The 18449-nt window shown below is 58.9% G+C and carries 17 protein-coding genes; all 17 read right to left on the reverse strand.

Going from position 1 to position 18449, the window contains the following annotated elements:
- Window positions 1-10: 10 nt before the first annotated feature.
- The gene (gene icmH, locus EYC95_RS23700) at window positions 11-886 is read right to left on the reverse strand and encodes a type IVB secretion system protein IcmH/DotU (protein WP_131062481.1); all 876 of its coding nucleotides are present in this window, start codon (window positions 884-886) and stop codon (window positions 11-13) included.
- A gap of 5 nt (window positions 887-891) precedes the next feature.
- The gene (tssK, locus tag EYC95_RS23705) at window positions 892-2223 is read right to left on the reverse strand and encodes a type VI secretion system baseplate subunit TssK (protein ID WP_131062482.1); all 1332 of its coding nucleotides are present in this window, start codon (window positions 2221-2223) and stop codon (window positions 892-894) included.
- A gap of 2 nt (window positions 2224-2225) precedes the next feature.
- Window positions 2226-2726, reverse strand: coding sequence for a type VI secretion system lipoprotein TssJ (gene tssJ / locus EYC95_RS23710; protein ID WP_131062483.1), 501 nt, complete (start codon window positions 2724-2726; stop codon window positions 2226-2228).
- A 5-nt stretch (window positions 2727-2731) separates the two neighbouring features.
- Complete coding sequence (tagH, locus tag EYC95_RS23715; RefSeq protein ID WP_131062484.1) at window positions 2732-3928, reverse strand: type VI secretion system-associated FHA domain protein TagH; 1197 nt, start codon at window positions 3926-3928, stop codon at window positions 2732-2734.
- 17 nt (window positions 3929-3945) lie between these two features.
- The gene (locus EYC95_RS23720; protein WP_092276060.1) at window positions 3946-4086 is read right to left on the reverse strand and encodes a type VI secretion protein; all 141 of its coding nucleotides are present in this window, start codon (window positions 4084-4086) and stop codon (window positions 3946-3948) included.
- A gap of 366 nt (window positions 4087-4452) precedes the next feature.
- Window positions 4453-5970 (reverse strand): sigma-54-dependent Fis family transcriptional regulator, encoded by a 1518-nt coding sequence (locus EYC95_RS23725; protein WP_131062485.1) that lies wholly within the window; start codon window positions 5968-5970, stop codon window positions 4453-4455.
- 10 nt (window positions 5971-5980) lie between these two features.
- Window positions 5981-8629 carry a type VI secretion system ATPase TssH gene (gene tssH / locus EYC95_RS23730; RefSeq protein WP_131062486.1) on the reverse strand — a complete coding sequence of 883 codons (2649 nt, stop codon included), beginning with the start codon at window positions 8627-8629 and terminating at the stop codon, window positions 5981-5983.
- A gap of 13 nt (window positions 8630-8642) precedes the next feature.
- Window positions 8643-9650, reverse strand: coding sequence for a type VI secretion system baseplate subunit TssG (gene tssG / locus EYC95_RS23735; RefSeq protein ID WP_131062487.1), 1008 nt, complete (start codon window positions 9648-9650; stop codon window positions 8643-8645).
- Entirely contained in the window at window positions 9614-11401 is a 1788-nt protein-coding gene (gene tssF, locus EYC95_RS23740; protein WP_131062488.1) for a type VI secretion system baseplate subunit TssF, read from the reverse strand. Before tssF ends, tssG begins: the two co-directional genes overlap by 37 nt.
- A 60-nt stretch (window positions 11402-11461) precedes the next feature.
- The gene (locus EYC95_RS23745) at window positions 11462-11677 is read right to left on the reverse strand and encodes a hypothetical protein (RefSeq protein WP_256656994.1); all 216 of its coding nucleotides are present in this window, start codon (window positions 11675-11677) and stop codon (window positions 11462-11464) included.
- Window positions 11678-12208: 531 nt separating this feature from the next.
- Window positions 12209-12622 carry a hypothetical protein gene (locus EYC95_RS23755; RefSeq protein WP_131062489.1) on the reverse strand — a complete coding sequence of 138 codons (414 nt, stop codon included), beginning with the start codon at window positions 12620-12622 and terminating at the stop codon, window positions 12209-12211.
- Window positions 12619-13584, reverse strand: a complete 966-nt coding sequence (locus EYC95_RS23760; RefSeq protein WP_131062490.1) for a DUF6402 family protein — start codon at window positions 13582-13584, stop codon at window positions 12619-12621. The genes EYC95_RS23755 and EYC95_RS23760 overlap by 4 nt, the downstream gene beginning before the upstream one ends.
- 60 nt (window positions 13585-13644) lie before the next feature.
- Window positions 13645-14169 (reverse strand): PAAR domain-containing protein, encoded by a 525-nt coding sequence (locus EYC95_RS23765; protein ID WP_131062491.1) that lies wholly within the window; start codon window positions 14167-14169, stop codon window positions 13645-13647.
- A gap of 10 nt (window positions 14170-14179) precedes the next feature.
- A complete protein-coding gene (gene tssE, locus EYC95_RS23770; RefSeq protein ID WP_008150080.1) occupies window positions 14180-14587 on the reverse strand; it encodes a type VI secretion system baseplate subunit TssE in 408 nt (135 codons plus the stop codon).
- 14 nt (window positions 14588-14601) lie between these two features.
- Entirely contained in the window at window positions 14602-16077 is a 1476-nt protein-coding gene (tssC, locus tag EYC95_RS23775) for a type VI secretion system contractile sheath large subunit (protein WP_109626782.1), read from the reverse strand.
- Window positions 16078-16105: 28 nt separating this feature from the next.
- Window positions 16106-16609 (reverse strand): type VI secretion system contractile sheath small subunit, encoded by a 504-nt coding sequence (tssB, locus tag EYC95_RS23780; protein ID WP_019650069.1) that lies wholly within the window; start codon window positions 16607-16609, stop codon window positions 16106-16108.
- A gap of 32 nt (window positions 16610-16641) precedes the next feature.
- The gene (gene tssA / locus EYC95_RS23785; RefSeq protein WP_131062492.1) at window positions 16642-18198 is read right to left on the reverse strand and encodes a type VI secretion system protein TssA; all 1557 of its coding nucleotides are present in this window, start codon (window positions 18196-18198) and stop codon (window positions 16642-16644) included.
- Window positions 18199-18449: the final 251 nt, after the last annotated feature.

An 18449-nucleotide genomic window follows, 5' to 3' on the forward strand; every position in this document is an offset into this window, starting at 1 on the left:
ACGTCCCTGTTTACGGCTGCGACGGCGGCTGGACCGCGGCCGGATCTAGCTGCTGAAAAGGTTGCAGAACGGTTTCGCGTTGCTCGCCCAAGACCCAGGCGAAACCCGAATACATCACCACCAGGCAGACCACGGTGAACAGCACCACCATCCACGCCGGCACGATGCGCACCAGGCTGCGGCGCTGATCGTTCAAGCCTTCCCAGTGCGGCGAAAGCTCGCGAGGCACGTCGCCGCGCAACTGACGAATCTGGCGATACAAGGCGTCGCGGATGCCTTCGAGCTCGAGCATGCCGCGGGCTTGAACCCGGTACTTGCCTTCGAAGCCCAGCGACAGGCACAGGTACATCAGCTCCAGCATCGGCAGGTGCTTGACCGGGTTTTTCGACAGACGATCCAGCAGCTGGAAGAACTTCTCGCCACCGAAGGTTTCGTTGTGGAAGCTGCTGAGCAGGCTCATCTGCGACCACTCGCTTTCGTTGCCCCACGGCGTGGTCACGACGGCTTCATCGACCACGGTGCAGAGCACGTAACGCGCGGCCATCACCTGGCTGCTTTCGGCGCCGTTGTGCAGCGCCCGCACTTCAAACAGTTTCAGCCCGGCGGTCAGTCGCTCGTTGAGCGCGTACATGTCTTCGCGGGTATCGCTGTGCTTGAGCCGCACCACTTCCGACAACAGATCGGACGCAGCGGCCACCAGCGAATTGAGGCTGATGTTGAAGGATTCCGCCGGGCGCAAGCGTGCGGCGTAAATCATCCGTTCTTCGAGCTGTTCAAAACGCGGCGGTGCGGCGAAATCTGTCAGCGGGCTCGAAGCAGGGCCGTGGCCCTGGCGGTCGAGCAGGACGGTTTTGTCGTCCTGGTTATGTTCCATGTCCTTGATCATGTCGGTCAGTTCCTGATGGCCCAGAATTTCAGTTCAAGCTCGGCGAATTCGCCGGACACGTGGAACGCGAAACCGCCGGAGCGCTCGAGTTGTGCCAGGTCTTCGGAACTGAGTTCGAGAATGAAATAGGTTTTGTTGGAGTGGAACGCGATCTGCCGCGGCGCCACCGGCAACGGTTTGACCTTGATGCCCGGCAGATGCAGGTTGACCAGTTGGCGGATGCGCTCCACCGGGCCGACCTTGAGGTGCGCCGGCAAGCGATGGCGCAGTTCTTCGGAATCGCAGTTGGCACTGGCTGCGAGCACGAACGAGGCCGAGCCCAGTAGTTTGTGGTCGTGCAACGGCGAGACGATGATCCCGTACTGACGCGCTTGCAGGACCAGTTCGATGGCGTGCTGTTCGAGCACCATCGACAGCACCTGACGAATCGCTTCCATCAGTTTGCGGAAGCTTGCGCCCTGGTCGCTGTGCTGATAACGGCTGTCCAGACGCGGGCGTTTGCTGTCGCTGGAGAACGTCGCCAGGTCGCCAAGCATGGTCAGCAGCGTGCGGTACAACTCTTCTGGGTGAACCTGCTCCAGGCCGAGGTAGTGACGCAGCAGCAATTCGGTGCGGTTGATCAGTTGCAGCATCATGAAGTCGCCGACTTCCGCGCCACCGACTTTGCCGTTGGAGCGAATCCGCTCGGCGATGGTGTCGCCACGGTGGCCGAGCATGCTGATCACTTCTTTCAAGCACGACAGCAGGTAACTGGACGAATGCGCCTGAATGTAGGTCGGCACGAAATCCGGGTCGAGGCTGATCACGCCGTCGGGCGTGGTGTCGAGCACTTCGCAGATCTTCAGTTTCACGTAGGCCTGGTCGCTCTGCTGCTCGCCGAGCAACAGTTTGAAGTCCGGGCGGCCGCAGCTGACCTGGCTGGCGGAATCGTCGCCGGCGTTGGAGTCAGCCACTTCCGCTTCGTACGCGGTGTAGCGCGCCAGCACGTCGGATTGCTCCGGGCGACGGGCCTCGATGTGGTTGCCGGTAACCAGAGGCAGTGCCAGGTAAATTGGCGTGTTGCCGGTGTTCGGCGGCACGTCGAGGGCCAGCGGCTCAGTGTTGCCGCCGAGTTCGAACAGGCTGCCGTCCGGCAGAATCCCCGAGGCCTGGCTGATCACCAGTTTGCCCATGTTGAGGAACTGCAAGTCGATGTCCAGGTTCAGGAAGCCCCAGGTGTAGCTGCCCAGCAACTGGGTGCGGGTCTTCATCTGGTGGTCGTAATAGCGATCGTTATGCTGGAAGTGCTGCGGACGCAGCAGCATGCCTTCCTGCCAAATGACTTTATGGGAATTCATGTTCAGTCATCCGCCTTGGCGAGCGTTTCGTTGCTGTTGCGAATGCCGGCCTGATCGAGGATCAGGTCCGCGTCGGTGACTTCCACCGGGGTAACTTGCACCGTGTAACGCCATTTGGTTTCGGGCAGGTCACGGTAGGCGGCGAGAATGCCGACGTAGCGACTGCCCTCCTCCACGCTGAGTTTCATTTCCACGGTTTCGCCCGGGCGCAGTTCGAGTTCTTCGCTGGCCACCAGGTCCGGGGCCAGGGATTCCTTGGCGCGCTCGTACAGGCTGAAGAAGTCAGCGTTCTCGAAGGTCACCGGGTGCTTGAGCTCGAACAGACGCACGACGATCGGCGACGGACGCCCGTTGAGGTCCGGGTTCAGCTGATCGCTGGCGGTGAGCTTCAGGTTGAGCTTGGTGACGTGGGAATACGGCGACAGCGACGAGCAGCCGGCCAGCAGCACCAGGGCCGCGAACGCTGTCAGCGTCTTGAAAAAAGCGGTCGAGCAGCGAGACATGCGCATCATCCTTGGTGGTCGGTGTGAAGGGTGGAAATCAGGCGAATCTGTTCTTCGTAGGCCTGGGCAAAGTCGCGGGCCAACAGGCGCTCGCTCCAGTCATCGTCCTGGCGCAGGGCCTGGTGATAACGACCGTACGCTCTCCAGCGGCTGCCGGACGTGGCCATGATCGGCTTGTTGTCGCGCTCGAAGCGCAAGGTCAACTGCTCTGGCGAGAAGTGATCCAGCGTGCCGCGAACGGCGGCGCGGCTGGCGGTCAGCAAGGCCACCTGATGCGCCTGCAAATCGCGGAACGAACGAGAGATCGCTTGCTCGGCCGGCAGCTGACCCGGCTTGTTCGGCTGCAACAAAATGCCCAGCGCTTCACCGGCATCAACGGCGAATTTCAATGGGTTTTTGTGGGTGCCTTGCACGGTGGTCTGGGCCAGACGCAATTCGTTTTTCAGTTCGCTGCGGGTGCGCAGGCTCTGCTGCAAACCGCTGACGCTCTGCTTGAGCAGGCGTGCCGCGTTCAGCGCCAAGGCTTCGCGGGCGTCGTGGTCGAGGCCTTTGAGGTCCACGCCCAGTGCCGCGCCGAAGTGCTCCCAGAAACCTTCGCTCTGACGCTCGACGGCTTTTGGCGCCGGAGCTGGCTCGGGCTCTGCCGGGGCGTTGATCAGCTCCGGGACCATCAGGCTTTCCATGTCGATGCGGGCGTAGTCGGCGCGCTGACGGGTGTCCTCGATAGTGGTGCTCGGGGAGATCAGTTCGTCGATTTCCGAATACACGCGCTCTTGCTGATCGAGGGCGTTGAGCGGATCGAGGTCGAGGAACGCATCGTCCGGAATGATGCTGCCCGCCGCTTGCGGACGGCCGACTTCCACGTCGAAGGTCGCCGGGTCGCGCACCAGCCGTGCACGGATCTCGAAATCACCCAGCACATACACGCTGCCGTGCTCGATGCGCATCGCTTCGCCCTTGCGCAGTCGCGCGCCGCTTTCGCTGTCCTGAATACCGTTGCTGCTGGTATCGGTCAGGAAAAACGTGCCTTCGCGGTAGCTGATCAACGCGTGGTGGTTGGACAGATGACGCTTGCGGTCGGGAATGATCCAGTCGCAATCCTCGCCCCGGCCAATCACGCCACCGGCCTGTTTGAAGGTCTTCTGGCACAAATCCGTGGGCACGAACTGCTTGGTGTTCAGCATTTCGAAAACCAGTTCCATGGTGATACTCCTTGCGGTCACTTGCCGCGATTGACCGCCTGCGGATCACCCAATGGGCGATAGGTGTTGTCGTTGAATTTGTAATTGCCGCTGCAGCCGCCGAGGCCGCATAGAACGACGAGGGTCAGCAGGACGGCTTGCCAGTGACGAACAGGCATCAGAGGGTCTCCATGGGTAGACAAAGCACAAAGCGCCGACCCGTTTGGGCGGCGCTGTTAGAAACGAATGAGGTTGATTGGAAGGCTCTATTCCAGGGCGTATAGCCAATCACCGGGGAAATGGTGATCCCCTGTGGCGAGGGGACTTGTCGGAATGCCGCACCACCCCGTTGGGTCGCGAAGCGGCCCCAAAGCTGATTGCACCGTTTATTCAGGCAAACCGCATTTCCCGGACTGCGTCTGCTGCGCAGCCGAACGGGGATAAATCCCCTCGCCACAGGAAGCTCGCTCACTAAAGAAAACTTCCTCATCACAGGAAATTCGCTGGCCACAGGTAGCATTCCAACCGGGAAGCGGCAACTGAGATCAGCCATCGAAATCACCCAGGTTGATATTCAAACGCCCGAGGCGGTACAGCAGCGTGCGGCGTGGCAGCCCGAGTTCGCGGGCGGCGAGGGTCTGGTTGCCGTCGTTTTTGCGCAGGCAATCGAGCAGCAGGCTGCGTTCGACCTGCTCCAGGCGTTCGCGCAGGTTCAGGCTGTTGTCTTCCGGCATGACTTCCATGCGCAGGGAGAAATGTTCGGCCAGCAACTCGCCGCCCTCGCACAGCAGCACCGCCCGTTCGACCAGGCCTTTGAGTTCACGCACGTTGCCGGGGAAGGCATAACCAGACAGGTGATCCAGCGCCGCATCGGACCAGCGCACCGCGTCCCGTTGCAAGAACGAGCATGCCTTGTCGGCGAAGTGCCGGGCGAGATCGAGGATGTCGCCTTCGCGCTGACGCAGGGCCGGCAACTCGATCGGGAATTGCGCGAGGCGGTAGTACAAGTCCTCGCGGAATTTGCCTTCGCTGACCAGCACCGACAAATCCCGGTGGGTCGCGGCGATGATGCGTACGTCGATCTTGTGGGTGTCGTTGGAACCCAGCGGCCGAATCTCGCCTTCCTGCAACACGCGCAGCAACTTGGCTTGCAGGGACAACGGCATGTCGCCGATTTCATCGAGCAACAAGGTGCCGCCATTGGCCGCGTCGAACAGACCGGCACGGTCGCGGTCAGCGCCGGTGAACGCGCCTTTGCGATAGCCGAACAGTTCGCTTTCCAGCAGGTTCTCGGGGAATGCCGCGCAGTTCTGCACGATGAACGCCTGGGACCGACGCGGGCCGCAGTCGTGAATCGCCCGTGCGACCACTTCCTTGCCGGTGCCGGTTTCGCCGCGCAGCAGCACGGTGTACGGGCTGTGCAGGACTTTGCTGATTAGCGAGTAGGTCTCGCGCATGGCCTTGCTCTTGCCGATCAGGCCGTAACCGCTGGCGCTTGGGACACTGACCTTCATCGGTCGTACGTCACCGCTCGGCTGACGCAAACGCTGCAGCAAATGCAGTTGGCCGAGTACAAACGAGCCCAACTGCCCGAGGGATTCGGCAAAGCCTTGCAGGTCGATGTGCCGGCGACTGGCGCACAGCAACAAGCCTTCGACGGCCTTCTGCTGATTGACCAGCGGCACGCACAGCAACGACTGCCAAGGCGTGGCCTGCGGTGGCAGGAAACTGGTTTCGTGCAGGCTGCCGCTCAACTCGCTGAGGCTCACCACGCGGTTCTGGCACAGGGCGAATTGCAGCAGTTGTTCACCGTTGTAATCCGCCGGCAGGCTCGCCGCTTCCCGAGGTTGCAGAATGCCGTTGAGGCACTCGGCGTTCATCCCCAGGCAGGTGTGAGTCGCGTCCAGCAGGTACAGCTGCGTCAATTCGCAACCACTGAGCTCGGCCAACCCGCGCACGAAGTCACCCAGCAGCGCAGCACCGTCTGCCGCGCGCGACAGGCTGGCAAACTGCGCCAGCAAGGCTTCGGCATAGACCAGCGGTTGCGGCACTTGAGTGAACATCACACCCACCTCAGGCGAACTCGCAAGTCACACTGGCGCCGCCGTCGAGCGTCGCATGGACACGCTTGAGGCTTTCACCGGTGGCCATCGCGTCGAGCAAACGGTCGGCCACCAGCGGCAGCACGTGCAGGTCGAGCAAGTGGTCGATCAAACGCGCGCCGCTGTCGCTCTGGGTGCAACGTTCGGCCAAGTGATCGACGAGGTCCTGGGAATAAGTGAAATCCAGCTGACGACGGTTCAGTCGCTCGCCCAAACGACCGAGTTTGATTTCGATCAGCTCGCGCAGCACTGGGCCGCCCACCGGGTAGTAAGGCACCACGCGCATCCGCGCCAGCAGTGCCGGTTTGAAGTGCTTGCTGAGGACCGGGCGAATGGTTTCTTCGAGGACTTCGGCCGATGGGCGTGCGCCGTTTTCACAGAGTTCGCTGATGCGGTCGCTGCCCAGGTTAGAGGTCATCAGGATCAACGTGTTGCGGAAATCGATCTCGCGCCCTTCGCCGTCGTTGGCCACACCTTTGTCAAAGATTTGGTAGAACAGGTTGAGCACGTCCGGGTCGGCTTTCTCGACTTCATCGAGCAGCACCACCGAGTACGGTTTCTGACGCACGGCTTCGGTGAGCATGCCGCCTTCGCCGTAACCAACGTAGCCCGGCGGCGCACCGATCAGGCGCGAGACGGTGTGCTTCTCCTGGAACTCGGACATGTTGATGGTGGTGATGAAACGATCACCGCCGTACAGCAAGTCCGCCAGGGCCAGCGCGGTTTCGGTCTTGCCGACACCGCTCGGGCCGACCAGCAAGAACACGCCCACTGGAGCATCCGGTTTGTTGAGGCCGGCAGCGGTGGCACGCATCGAACGGTCCAGGGCATGAACGGCTTGTTCCTGACCACGGATGCGGGTGCGCAGGTCGGTGGCGAAGCTGGCGACCTTGGCATTGTGTTCGCGGGCCAGTTGCGCCAATGGCACACCGGTCCAGGCGCTGATCACTTCGGCGACCAGACGCGGGCATACTTCGAAGCTCACCAGACGTTCTTTGACCTGAAGTTCGGTCAGCGCTTTGTGAGTTTCGTTGAGTGCGGCTTCCAGAGTTTCGACGCTTTGCGCTTCGTCCACCGGCAGCGTTTCGATCACGGTGCCTTCGGCGTCTTCTTCGACCGTGATGGTCGGCTCTACGGCAGCCGCTTCGCGGGCCTTGGCCAATTGCTGGCGCAAGTCCAGCAGGCGTTCGGCGAGTTCTTTCTGTTCGGTCCACAGGGTTTCCAGCGCGACCCTTTCGTCTTCGGCGGCGCCCAGGCGATCTTCCAAAGCGTCCAGCGCTTCGTGATCGATCAGCAAACCGGCTTCGGCATCACGGCGCAGGGCCTGACGCTGACGGCCACCTTCAGCCAGTTCGCCACGCAGGCGTTCGAGGCTTTCCGGGGCGGCGGCGAGGCTGATGCGTACGCGAGCGCAGGCGGTGTCGAGGACATCGACGGCTTTGTCCGGCAGCTGACGGCCCGCGAGGTAACGCGCAGACAATTCAGCCGCCGCCACCACCGCGTCATCGCGCAGGTAGATGCCGTGGCTCTTCTCGTAGACCTGAGCCAGCCCACGAAGGATGGTCACCGCTTCGCTGACGGTCGGTTCGTGCAGTTGCACCGGCTGGAAGCGACGGGCCAGGGCCGGGTCTTTCTCGAAGTATTTTTTGTACTCCGCCCAGGTGGTGGCGGCGATGGTGCGCAACTCGCCACGGGCCAGGGCTGGCTTGAGCAGGTTGGCCGCGTCTGAACCGCCGGCATTGCCTCCCGCGCCAATCAGCGTGTGCGCTTCGTCGATGAACAGGATGATCGGTTTCGGCGACGCTTTGACTTCGTCGATCACGCCTTTAAGTCGGCGTTCGAATTCACCTTTGACGCTGGCGCCGGCCTGCAACAGGCCCATGTCCAGGGACAGCAGCTCCACACCTTTCAAGACTTGCGGCACTTCACCGGCAGCGATGCGCGAGGCCAGGCCTTCGACGATTGCGGTTTTACCGACGCCGGCTTCACCGACCACAATCGGGTTGTTCTTGCGGCGACGGGCGAGGATGTCGACCATCTGCCGGATCGCGCCATCGCGGCACAGCACCGGGTCAAGTTTGCCGTCGCGGGCCTGTTGGGTCAGGTTGTGCGTGAAGCGCTCCAGCAGCGATTCGCCCGGCACAGCTGGTTTGCCGGTGGCCGGTTGCTCTTTCTGCGACAGGGCGAATTCTTTCAGGCGCTCGATATTTAGTTTGGCCAGCAACGACTGGTAGCGGCTGCCGGCATAGCGCATCGGATTGCGCAGCAACGCGAGGATCAACGCGGCCTGTTCGACCTGACTTTGGCCCAGTTCAAGGTTTGCCACCAGCAAAGCATCTTGCAGCCACTGCACCAGTTCCGGGGCGAACACCGGGTTACGCGAAGCGCTGTGCTCGACCCGCGATTGCAAGGCGGCGCTCAGTTCACCGGCATCCACTTCGGCGTCTTGCAGCGCGCGTGCGAGCAGGCCTTGCGGGCGCTCCAGCAGGCCGAGCAGCAAGTCTTCGACGAGGATCTTGCTGCCGCCACGGGCGACGCAACGCTCGGCAGAACTTTCCAGATCACGACGGGTTTCGGCGTCCAGCGCCTGGATAAGTTGTTGCAGGTCTACGTTGATCATTGGTCATCTGTCCTTAATGAATTTTGCTGCCCAGGGTCACCACGCCGTCCGCTTTTTCGCGGCCCAGCCAACTGGTCCATCCCAGGCGACAGGCGTTTTGCTCACCGATGCGCAGTTCGCGGATTTCTTCCTGGCGCAACACCAGGCGAATGTCGTAATCGAGCGGGTCACGCAGGGTGAACCGCACCAGCGCACACAGCGGCTGGTAGCCGAAACCGATCGGCAGGAATTCGTGGAAGCGTTGCCAGTCGAGTTCGCGGATATGAATGCGGAATTTGCCGCTGCGGTCGCGCACGTGTTCGCCCAGCACCAGGTCTTCGCCGAGCAGGCTGTTGGCGCGGCCCAAACGATTGCGCTGTTCTTCGAGAATTTCCACGCGGCGCTCGATGCACTGCTCGATGGTCAGTTCGGCGTGCTTGAAGTAGTAACGCAGCACCGCTTCGATCAGCGCCGCCGAGTGCGCCCGCAAGCTGAGCAGGCCGAGGTACGGCAGCAGGCGTTTCCAGTTCAGTTCCTGGGCCTTGCGGATCTCTTCGCCGCCCAGGCCGATCAGCGCAAACAGTTGCGCCGAGAACGGGTCGAGGGCACCGCTCTCGAAACTGGCGCGGTAACGGTACTTGCGCCAGATCGGCAGCATCAGCCGTTGCAGGCGATGGTGGAACAGGTCGAGGAAGTTACGGGTCGGGTTGCCGTCTTCGCTGTCGCCCAGGGCCTGTTCACCGTAGAACGCCGGCAGCGGCGAGCCGGAGCCGACCAGGCCGATCAAGTTGAAACGCAGGCGCGCGCGCATCTGACCGTGCTCGTGGAAAAACTCCACGCGATCGACGTCGCTGCCAGGGAAACCCAGGCTCGGGTTGGCCTGGAATTCCAGCTGGTCGTACAGATCGTCCTGGCTCAGGTGCGGGTGGGCCTCGCGCAGCCGGTCAACCACCAGCAGCACGGCCTGAAACAGCGAGTACTCGCGTATTCCTCGGGTCAGTCCGCTTAAAGCAGCGGCTGAAGGCCCATACGTGGTGTCCATTGGTACACCTCTCCCTGTGTGCTTTTTACCCGCAGCTCGTGGTACGAATTGAGACTGGCGTAAAGCGCGAAAAACTCGTTAAGAACCGAGGCGAAAACGAACAGGTCGCCCTCGCCGATATACCCTTCCGGGTCGATGGTCAGCTCGGTGCGCAACCCGCGAACCGGCAACCCCCGGTGCAACCGGTCGACGTGCTGGTGCTTGATTGACTTGAGCCCGCCCAGCAGGCGTTTGCTGACTTTTTCAGCGTGTTGGTCGTAGTAGCGCGGCAGGTCGTAGGTTTCCAGAATCACCTTCAACGCATTGACGTCGGCTAGCGACAGGTAGTTGAGCGACATGTTGCTGATCAGCTTCCAGAGGAAGTCGCGGTTCAGCGGCGGCGCGAAACTGGACGTGGCCGGGGTGATGTTGCGGAAACTCAGGAACTCCGGCGTCTCTTCGCAGGCCTGGCTGATGTCGCCGAGCTTGAGCTTGCGCGGCAGGTTCTGGTTGGTGCACATCAGCTCGATCGACAGGGTTTCATGGGCTTCGGTGTGGCGAATGCCGAAGCTCAAGTACGTGTCGAGGCCGTCGTGCAACAGCGACGAACGCTGACGGATGCTGTAATGCGGACGGCTGTTGGGCACGTCGAAACTCGGGTCGTGCTCGAAGGATTCGAACGGCACGTATTCCTGATAGCCGAGGCCGCCGGGCTTCCATCCCGTCACGGTTTCCACCGAGAACACGCCGCAGTTCTGCAGATCGAATTCGGCCGGCAGCAGCAGGTATTCGTCTTGCTTGCCATCGAGGCGAATCGGCAAGGCGTCGTGCTTGAACAGGTTGACGATCGGCGTGCAGTAGAGCTTCACGTTGTCCAGCGTCGGACGCATCCGCATGATGCCGCTCTTGCGAATATCGAAGCGCAATTCGAGACCGCGCATCTGCTTCAACGTGTCTTCCGGCAATGCCTTGAGCATGTCCAGACCGTTGACGTCGACGAACAGGAATTTGTCCTGGAAGGCGAAATATTCCTGCAAGTAGCGATAGCCACGGAAGGTGTTCAGCGGATACGGGATCAACGCTTCTTCTTCAGCAAAACCCACCGGCTGCACACGGTCGCCGGGCATCTTGAACGCCATCGGCAGGCCGTTGACGCCATTGATGGGCTTGCCGGCGCCGTCCAGCGGGATCAGCTCGATGCCTTCCAGATTGCGCAGCAGGCTCAGGTAAAGCATCTGGCTGATGTAACGCTCGCCCGCGAAGTGCAGACGCAGACGGCTCAACTCCAGCTCACCGAGGTGACCGTCAGCACTCATCTCCAGACGCAGGCTCAACAGCGAACCGTCGCCCTTCACCGAGTAATTCAGCGCGGCCAGGTCCAGGGGCAAGACTTCGGTCGGGTAGCAGGTGCGGAAGCGGCAACGCACGTCGTCGATTGGCACGCTCTCGACCGGCGTATCGCGCTCGACCATCAACGCAGGCCCCGAACGCTTCAACGGATCGAACTGCAGAATGCTGAACGCCGGCAGCGGCCGCATGTAGTTCGGCCACAGCAGATGCATCAGGGAATGGCTGAGTTCCGGCAGCTCGTCGTCGAGCTTCTGGCGCAGGCGCCCGGTCAGGAACGCAAAACCTTCCAGCAACCGCTCCACGTCCGGATCCCGCCCGGCCTGACCCAGGAAAGGCGCCAACGCCGGGCTACGCTCGGCGAATCGACGACCTAACTGGCGAAGTGCGGTGAGTTCGCTTTGGTAGTAGTGGTTAAAGGACATTGGTTAGCTGCCTGGTATTGAATTCGGGTGAGCTTGTGGCCGATGTGAGTACGGCAATTATCATGCAGCTGGCACACTCAAAATATGGAGATATATTCCTAATATTTCGACAACTGGAAAGATCATCAACATGAGAAACGTCAGAGTTCGGTACAATTTTGAGTTGAGGCTTGTGCTTCGCAGACCGATCAATGCCAAGAGCAAAGAGAAACTGGCTAAAATAAAAAACCAATCGGTCTCAACCAGCCCCATCGAAACCCCCTCAATTTCGCTCATGCAAAAACTTCCCTTTGTAGAATATTAGGGACAGTCCCCTTTTTCGTTCCCAGCGCTCTGACACTCACCTCAATTACCCCCAACAATTTCATATGAGGTATTGCTGATAAAACTGTTGAGCCAATGTGCTTTCCAGTCCAGAGCCCTGATACCAAAATTCTGATCGCGTTTGTAAAAATCGATCCAGACGACTCCGACAATCACATCATCCTCGTGAGAACTCATGTCTACAGTGCTGCGCGAATACAAAGGAGATCGAAACACTGTGTTCGAATCTCTTTTGTCGGTGATTCGCAGGTACGCCAAATCATCGAATGGTACAAGCGCACCTCTCACCGGTACATTCTCGATTAAGTAATGCCCCGATTCGCTTATCACAAAGCTGCTGGCTCTATTTTTTAAAAATATCATTCAAGGAAACAGAAAAAAAACAAACAAGCACGAAAAACGCACAGAGAAAAAATAATGCGCAGGTACGACCGGCGAGAGATCGCTTACTCCACATTGACGGTATTTGACTTGAAATCAACATTAATTGTCTATTATCTCGTAAGGGGTATTGCTAATAAAAAAATCCAGCCAGTGCCTTTTGGGATTGGAAAGTCCTAGTGTGAATTTTTTACTCTCCTTATCAAGTTCGATAAATATAACGCCAACTGTTTTTGCGTCTTCATCTGCACGCATATCCAGCGATAACTCGGAGAACAGCGGAGTACGGTATGTCTGATCGGGGTGATCACGATCAGTGAAGCGCAAATATACGGAGTCTCGAGGAGTTAGAAGCGAACTGGCGGGTACCGACTCGATCAAATACTGCCCAGACGGGCTTTGTTTTGACACGTCCGGGGCACGGGTCAAAATACCATTTACGATGACCGCAATTGCAACTACCAAGCCAACAACTAATGCAACAGCGCACATGAAGTATTTATTTGCAATCTTCATTTCACAAGTATCTCAATGGGAGCTGCTGTCACACTCTCGTACAGAACATCCGAATAAACGCGAAAATCTCCGCCTTTTTTGTTAATCTCTCTATACTCTCGAAAATCGCTATTCTGCACTAGCATATAATGCTTACTATCCAGTTCCCGATAGCGACGCAACGAGTCCGCTCTATGCTTCTCAACTTGCTCTTTAGTCGCCTCAGCTTTTGAATTAAAATCAATGGTATTCATCTCATAGTTCAGCTTCATATTTGCCGAAGCACCTTCAACGGGATCAGTGATCAACTTGTCAAAATTCCAATACCCTAGAATCTGACTAAAAAGAACAACACCGTCATTGAAATCATAGGCATCTTCGATATAAAAGCCCAAACGAGAAGGTGTAAAGACAATATTTTTATTCGTTACAACCACCAAACCTTCAGCAATAACACGAAGATTGAAATTCGCAAGCGCTCCACGCAACTCATTGACGTCATCAGATCCAGCTTGTTCGAACTCAACTGTTTTATTATTAAAATAGCCAAATTTTTCAGCAGCACTGGCCACACCATTGAACGCCAATGGATAACACCCAGGTGCTTTAGCGGAAAACGCTCGCCCCACATTCTTCTTAATTTGCGCCAGCCCCAGTTTACTGTTCCAAGTTCCTCTCAAATGCTTAATAGCTGCATTCGCCCGATCAAACCCGCTGATCCAACTCATCTTGACAATGGATTCTTCGATGTATTCCTGAGGAGCAAAAACATCATGCCTCTTCACTGCATCATCCATACCGCCGTCTTTTGTCGGCCAGGGCTTACCATTGAACCAATGCTTCATCAAAGCAGCAGCAACCGGCCACTTTATTTTGATCATGGTGTCTGGGATATCAGTGATCTTGAACTGACGCACAGCCGTAGATTGTCCGGTTTTATTACTCGCCGGAGTCATCGATGATGTCACTGTTGTTGCTGCCATTTCAAAATCCTTCTTGATAACCGTTCAGACCGTTAGCAACTGCCCTTGTAACTCAAGGGTTTAAGCAAGCACGACCTTGGTTTGGGGTTCAATGACCAGTTCCACCGCCTCTGGCGTTGCAGAGAAAACGGTTTGAGTCTTGCCATCTGCGCCAGTCACACCGTTGATGATCTTTCCCGAGGCTGTCTTAAGGGTGTACTCAACCCCAGCCAACGGTTTCCCGGTGTCCTGATCATTGATCACAAAGTGCTCGTTAAACGGCCACTGAATGTCCACCGGCAACGGCGGAACAAACGGCACCGGCGAATGCGAATTCCCGATAATCACCGTCCCGGACCCGGCCGTAACCTTGTTGCCATGGGTCCCAACGGAATCCACCGTCGCAGCCGGTTTGCCGTTGATCAAAACCGTCGTCGCCAACCCGCCCGACATCGCACCACCACACGCCGAGGCATCGCCTTGGCGGGCGGCCGCGAGGCCGTCGAAGAAGACGTCGCCGGAACCGGCGGCGATCGGGTTGGTGCCGTGGCCGGGGAGCGGGCAAGCGGTGGGGTCGGATACGCGTGCTGCTGGTTTGCCGGACATACGAATCTCCTTAGTTGACCTTGACTTGACCGCTGCCATCCAGGCGCGCGGCGAAACTGACCTGACGCTTGAAACCATCAACTTCCAGCAAGCCTTCAATGCTGAAGGACAGGCGAAGCTGATCGTGATCACGCGGCAGGGAGATGACACGCACATTGCTCAGGCGTGGCTCGTAGGCTTCGATGAAATTTTCGATGGCCAGACGGGCCTGACTCAGAGAGTCGTGCAGGCTCAGACGCATGTCATTGAGATCGGGTAGCCCGTAATCGGACAGCGTTTGCACGCTGCCCGCACGGGTGCTGAGCATCTTGGCCAGATGGGCAGCCACGGACGCCATGGCGGAGACCTCGCGGCTCCAGCCGACGCGTTTGTCCGCGTCGCCACCCAGGCGTTCGAAAAGGCTGCCGTATCCAGTCATGAGTTAGGCTCCGCTTACTCTTTGTCCAGCTTGCCAACCAGCGACAGGGTGAAATCGGCACCCATGTACTTGAAGTGCGGGCGCACGTTCAGGCTGACGCGGTACCAGCCAGGCTCGCCTTCGACATCGCTGACGATGATCTGGGCAGCGCGCAGTGGACGACGGCCACGGACTTCGGCGCTCGGGTTTTCCTGGTCGGCCACGTACTGGCGGATCCACTTGTTGAGTTCCAGCTCGAGGTCGGTACGTTCTTTCCACGAACCGAGTTGCTCGCGCTGCAGCACTTTCAAGTAGTGAGCCAGGCGGTTGACGATCATCATGTACGGCAGTTGGGTGCCGAGCTTGTAGTTCAGCTCTGCCGCCTTGCCTTCTGCGCTAATGCCGAAGAACTTCGGCTTCTGCACCGAGCTTGCGGAGAAGAACGCCGCGTTGTCGGAGCCTTTGCGCATGGTCAGGGAGATGAAGCCTTCCTCGGCCAGTTCGTATTCACGACGGTCGCTAACCAATACCTCGGTAGGAATCTTGGTTTCGATTTCGCCCATGCTTTCGAAGTGGTGCAACGGCAGGTCTTCAACCGCGCCACCGCTCTGCGGGCCGATGATGTTCGGGCACCAGCGGAATTTGGCGAAACTGTCGGTCAGCTTGGTGCCGAACGCGTAGGCGGTGTTGCCCCACAGGTAGTGCTCGTGGCTGTTGGCGACGGTTTCTTTGTACACGAACGATTTGACCGGGTTTTCTTCCGGGTCGTACGGGTTACGCAGCAGGAAACGCGGCACGGTCAGGCCAACGTAACGGGAGTCTTCCGACTGGCGGAAGCTCTGCCATTTGGCGAATTGCGGGCCTTCGAAGTGATCTTTCAGATCCTTCAGGTCCGGCAGACCGGTGAAGCTTTCCAGGCCGAAAAATTTCGGGCCGGCCGCAGCGATGAACGGCGCGTGGGACATGCAGGCAACGCTGGACACGTACTGCATCAGTTTCACGTCCGGCGAGCTTGGGGACATGAAGTAGTTGGCGATGATCGCGCCCACAGGCTGACCACCGAACTGGCCGTATTCAGCGGTGTAGATGTGCTTGTACAGACCCGATTGCATCACTTCCGGCGAATCGTCGAAATCGTCCAGCAGGTCTTCTTTGGAGACGTTGAGGATTTCAATCTTGATGTTTTCGCGGAAGTTGGTGCGATCGACTAGCAACTGCAGGCCACGCCACGACGATTCCAGGGACTGGAAGTCAGGGTGGTGCAGGATTTCGTCCATCTGACGGCTGAGCTTGGCATCGATCTCGGCGATCATGCGGTCAACCATGGCTTTCTTGACCGGCTCACCGTTGTTCTGCGGCTTGAGCAGCTCTTCGATGAACGCCGATACACCGCGCTTGGCGATGTCGTAGGCTTCGTCGTCCGGCGTCAGGCGGGTTTCGGCGATGATGCTGTCGAGAATGCTGTATTCGCCGTTCTCTTTGCTCTTTTGCTGTGCTGCGCTAGTGCTCATTGTGTTGGCTTCCTTGGCTGATAGAGACTCAGGCGTCCTGGGCTGCGGCGTTCAGGCCCAGCTCACCCAGTACGCGACCGCGGGATTCGTCGTCGGCGAGAACGCCTTCGATGGCTTTGCGGAACGCAGGCGCGTTACCCAGCGGGCCTTTGAGGGCCACCAGCGCGTCGCGCAGTTCCATCAGTTTTTTCAGCTCAGGCACTTGCTCGACCAGGCTGGCCGGGTTGAAGTCCTTCATCGAGTTGACGCGCAATTGCACGGCCAGTTCGTCGGCTTCGCCATCTTCCTGAAGACGGTTCGGCACGCTCAGTGTCAGGCTCAGCTCTTGCTTGGCCAGCACTTCGTCAAACGTCATCTTGTCGATGCTGATCGGCTTGCGATCTTCGACTTTGCGTTCGTCCTTGCGGTGGGTGTAGTCACCGATTGCCAGTAGTTTCAACGGCAGTTCAATCTCTTCCTGTGCACCACCGGTGGCAGGTTTGAAAGTGACGTTGATGCGTTCCTTGGGGGCTACCGAGCCTTCTTTGGCCATGGCTTTTCTCCTTGCGGTTGTGGCCCTGGGGCCTATTCGAGTACCACTTCGAGATCGAGGTGGCACAGCCTGCGATAAATCTCTTCCTTGCGTTCACGTACGGCATGGTTCTGCGGTAACAACTCGCAGCAGCTATGCAGCAAATGCAGCACTTCCAGCGCAAGATCGGGCTCCCAGGCGTTCAGGCCTGAGTCCTGTAATGTTTGGTCCAGCGTTTCGAGTTGGGTCTTGGCCAGTTCGTATTTCTTGGCCATGAAGCACAGCCGCGCGAGGGCGAACTGCCAGAAGAACCGCACGCGTCCGCCGTGGGCACTTTGCAGGCCCTGCTTGAGCACCTGCACGGCAGCCTTGAGGCCGTCCTTGCGCAGGATCGGCAGGACTTCTTCCAACGCCACTTCCCAGGCCGGCTGGGTGTCGGCGACTTCGACCTTGCGCGGCGCACTGGCGCTTTGCAGGTGCGGCATGACGTTGGCGCTGATCCAGGCGCGGGTGGCCGGATCGGCGAACGGCGCACCGTCGTGGAAACGCAATTCGACGATGCCGGGCAGACGCTGAATCAAAAGCGCGAAGTGGATTTCCACTTCGCGCATCGCCATCTCGGCGTTCAGGCCCTGAAGGCATTCCCAGACCATTCGCTGGCCATCGAACCAGAACGGCGCCTTCGCCAGGCTCGCCTCCAGTTCCACCAACAGGTCGGCGTATTTGGCCTGATCGTAACGGTCCTGATAGGCCTTGAGCTTGTCGGCGGGCAAGCCGCGCAGCACGGTGATTTGCTCGGCGTTGCGCTCAGGCACCGCGTCGATGGGCAACCACAGCAACGTGCGATTGAGGCGCAAGGCGCGCAGGTCGGTGGCTTTCTGCTTGAGCCACCAGGCACACAACGGACGAGCGCTTTCCTGCTGGGCGCGCAGGGCCTTGTGGGCTTCTTTTTCGTTGTCGATCGGCGCGCCGGGAGTGAACAGTTGCGTGGCGGCCTGTTTGACCTGGGCTACTGCGGCGCCCACCACACCGGGTTCCGGCTGGTTGTCGGCGGCGCGTTGCACCATGTTTTTCAGGCGGCGGGAGATCGGCAGCAGCAGCGGCGCGTCGTCACCCAGGTGCTCGGTGCAAGCGGCATCGAGGCCTTCCAGGTGTTCGACCAGTCGCCGGAACATCGGCAACTGCTCTTTGATCGCGACGTTTTCGGTCAGCACCTGCTCGAGGCGCGGCACCAGCCAGCTGATCGCAGCGGAGCGAGTACGGGCCTTGTTCGGATGGACTTCGGCCCAGTGGTTTTCGCACAGGTGGTGCAACAAACCGAGGCCGGCCAACAGGCCTTGAAAGGATTCACGCTGGTACAAGGCCCACGTCAGCCAGGCGCCAACGCGCAAATCCTTGGACTGGGTGCGCAGCAGGTTTTCGCTGTTTTCACGGATTTTCAGCCAGTCGATCTGACCGCTTTCGTGCATGGACGAGGCTTTCGCCAGCTCGCTTTCAAGTGCTTCATATTCGCTCGAAAAGCGAACGTCCTCGCCCGCGAAATTCTCTTTGGAAACAGAGGCTTTTGCGAGTTCAAGGTAATGAGCAGAAAGTTTGCTTGAGTAGGACATCCATGGCCTTTAATTAGGATTACGGTCGATCGCCAATTGCAGTTGCAGCGGCGCGGGACAGTATCAAAGAGCTGCGATGAGTCTCATCCAATTGAGTTCGTGCTCTTTCAAGTGGGCGCATCGTAATCACAATGATGGCCACTAGCAAGCATCCGATTAAACAACAAGACGATGCGTGTTTATTTCCTGTAGGAGATCGCCCTATATGTAGCAGGGGAATCCCTGAGATCGGGTTAATTGCTTATCTCTCG

Source organism: Pseudomonas sp. BGI-2, from assembly GCF_004310295.1.
Lineage (GTDB): Bacteria > Pseudomonadota > Gammaproteobacteria > Pseudomonadales > Pseudomonadaceae > Aquipseudomonas.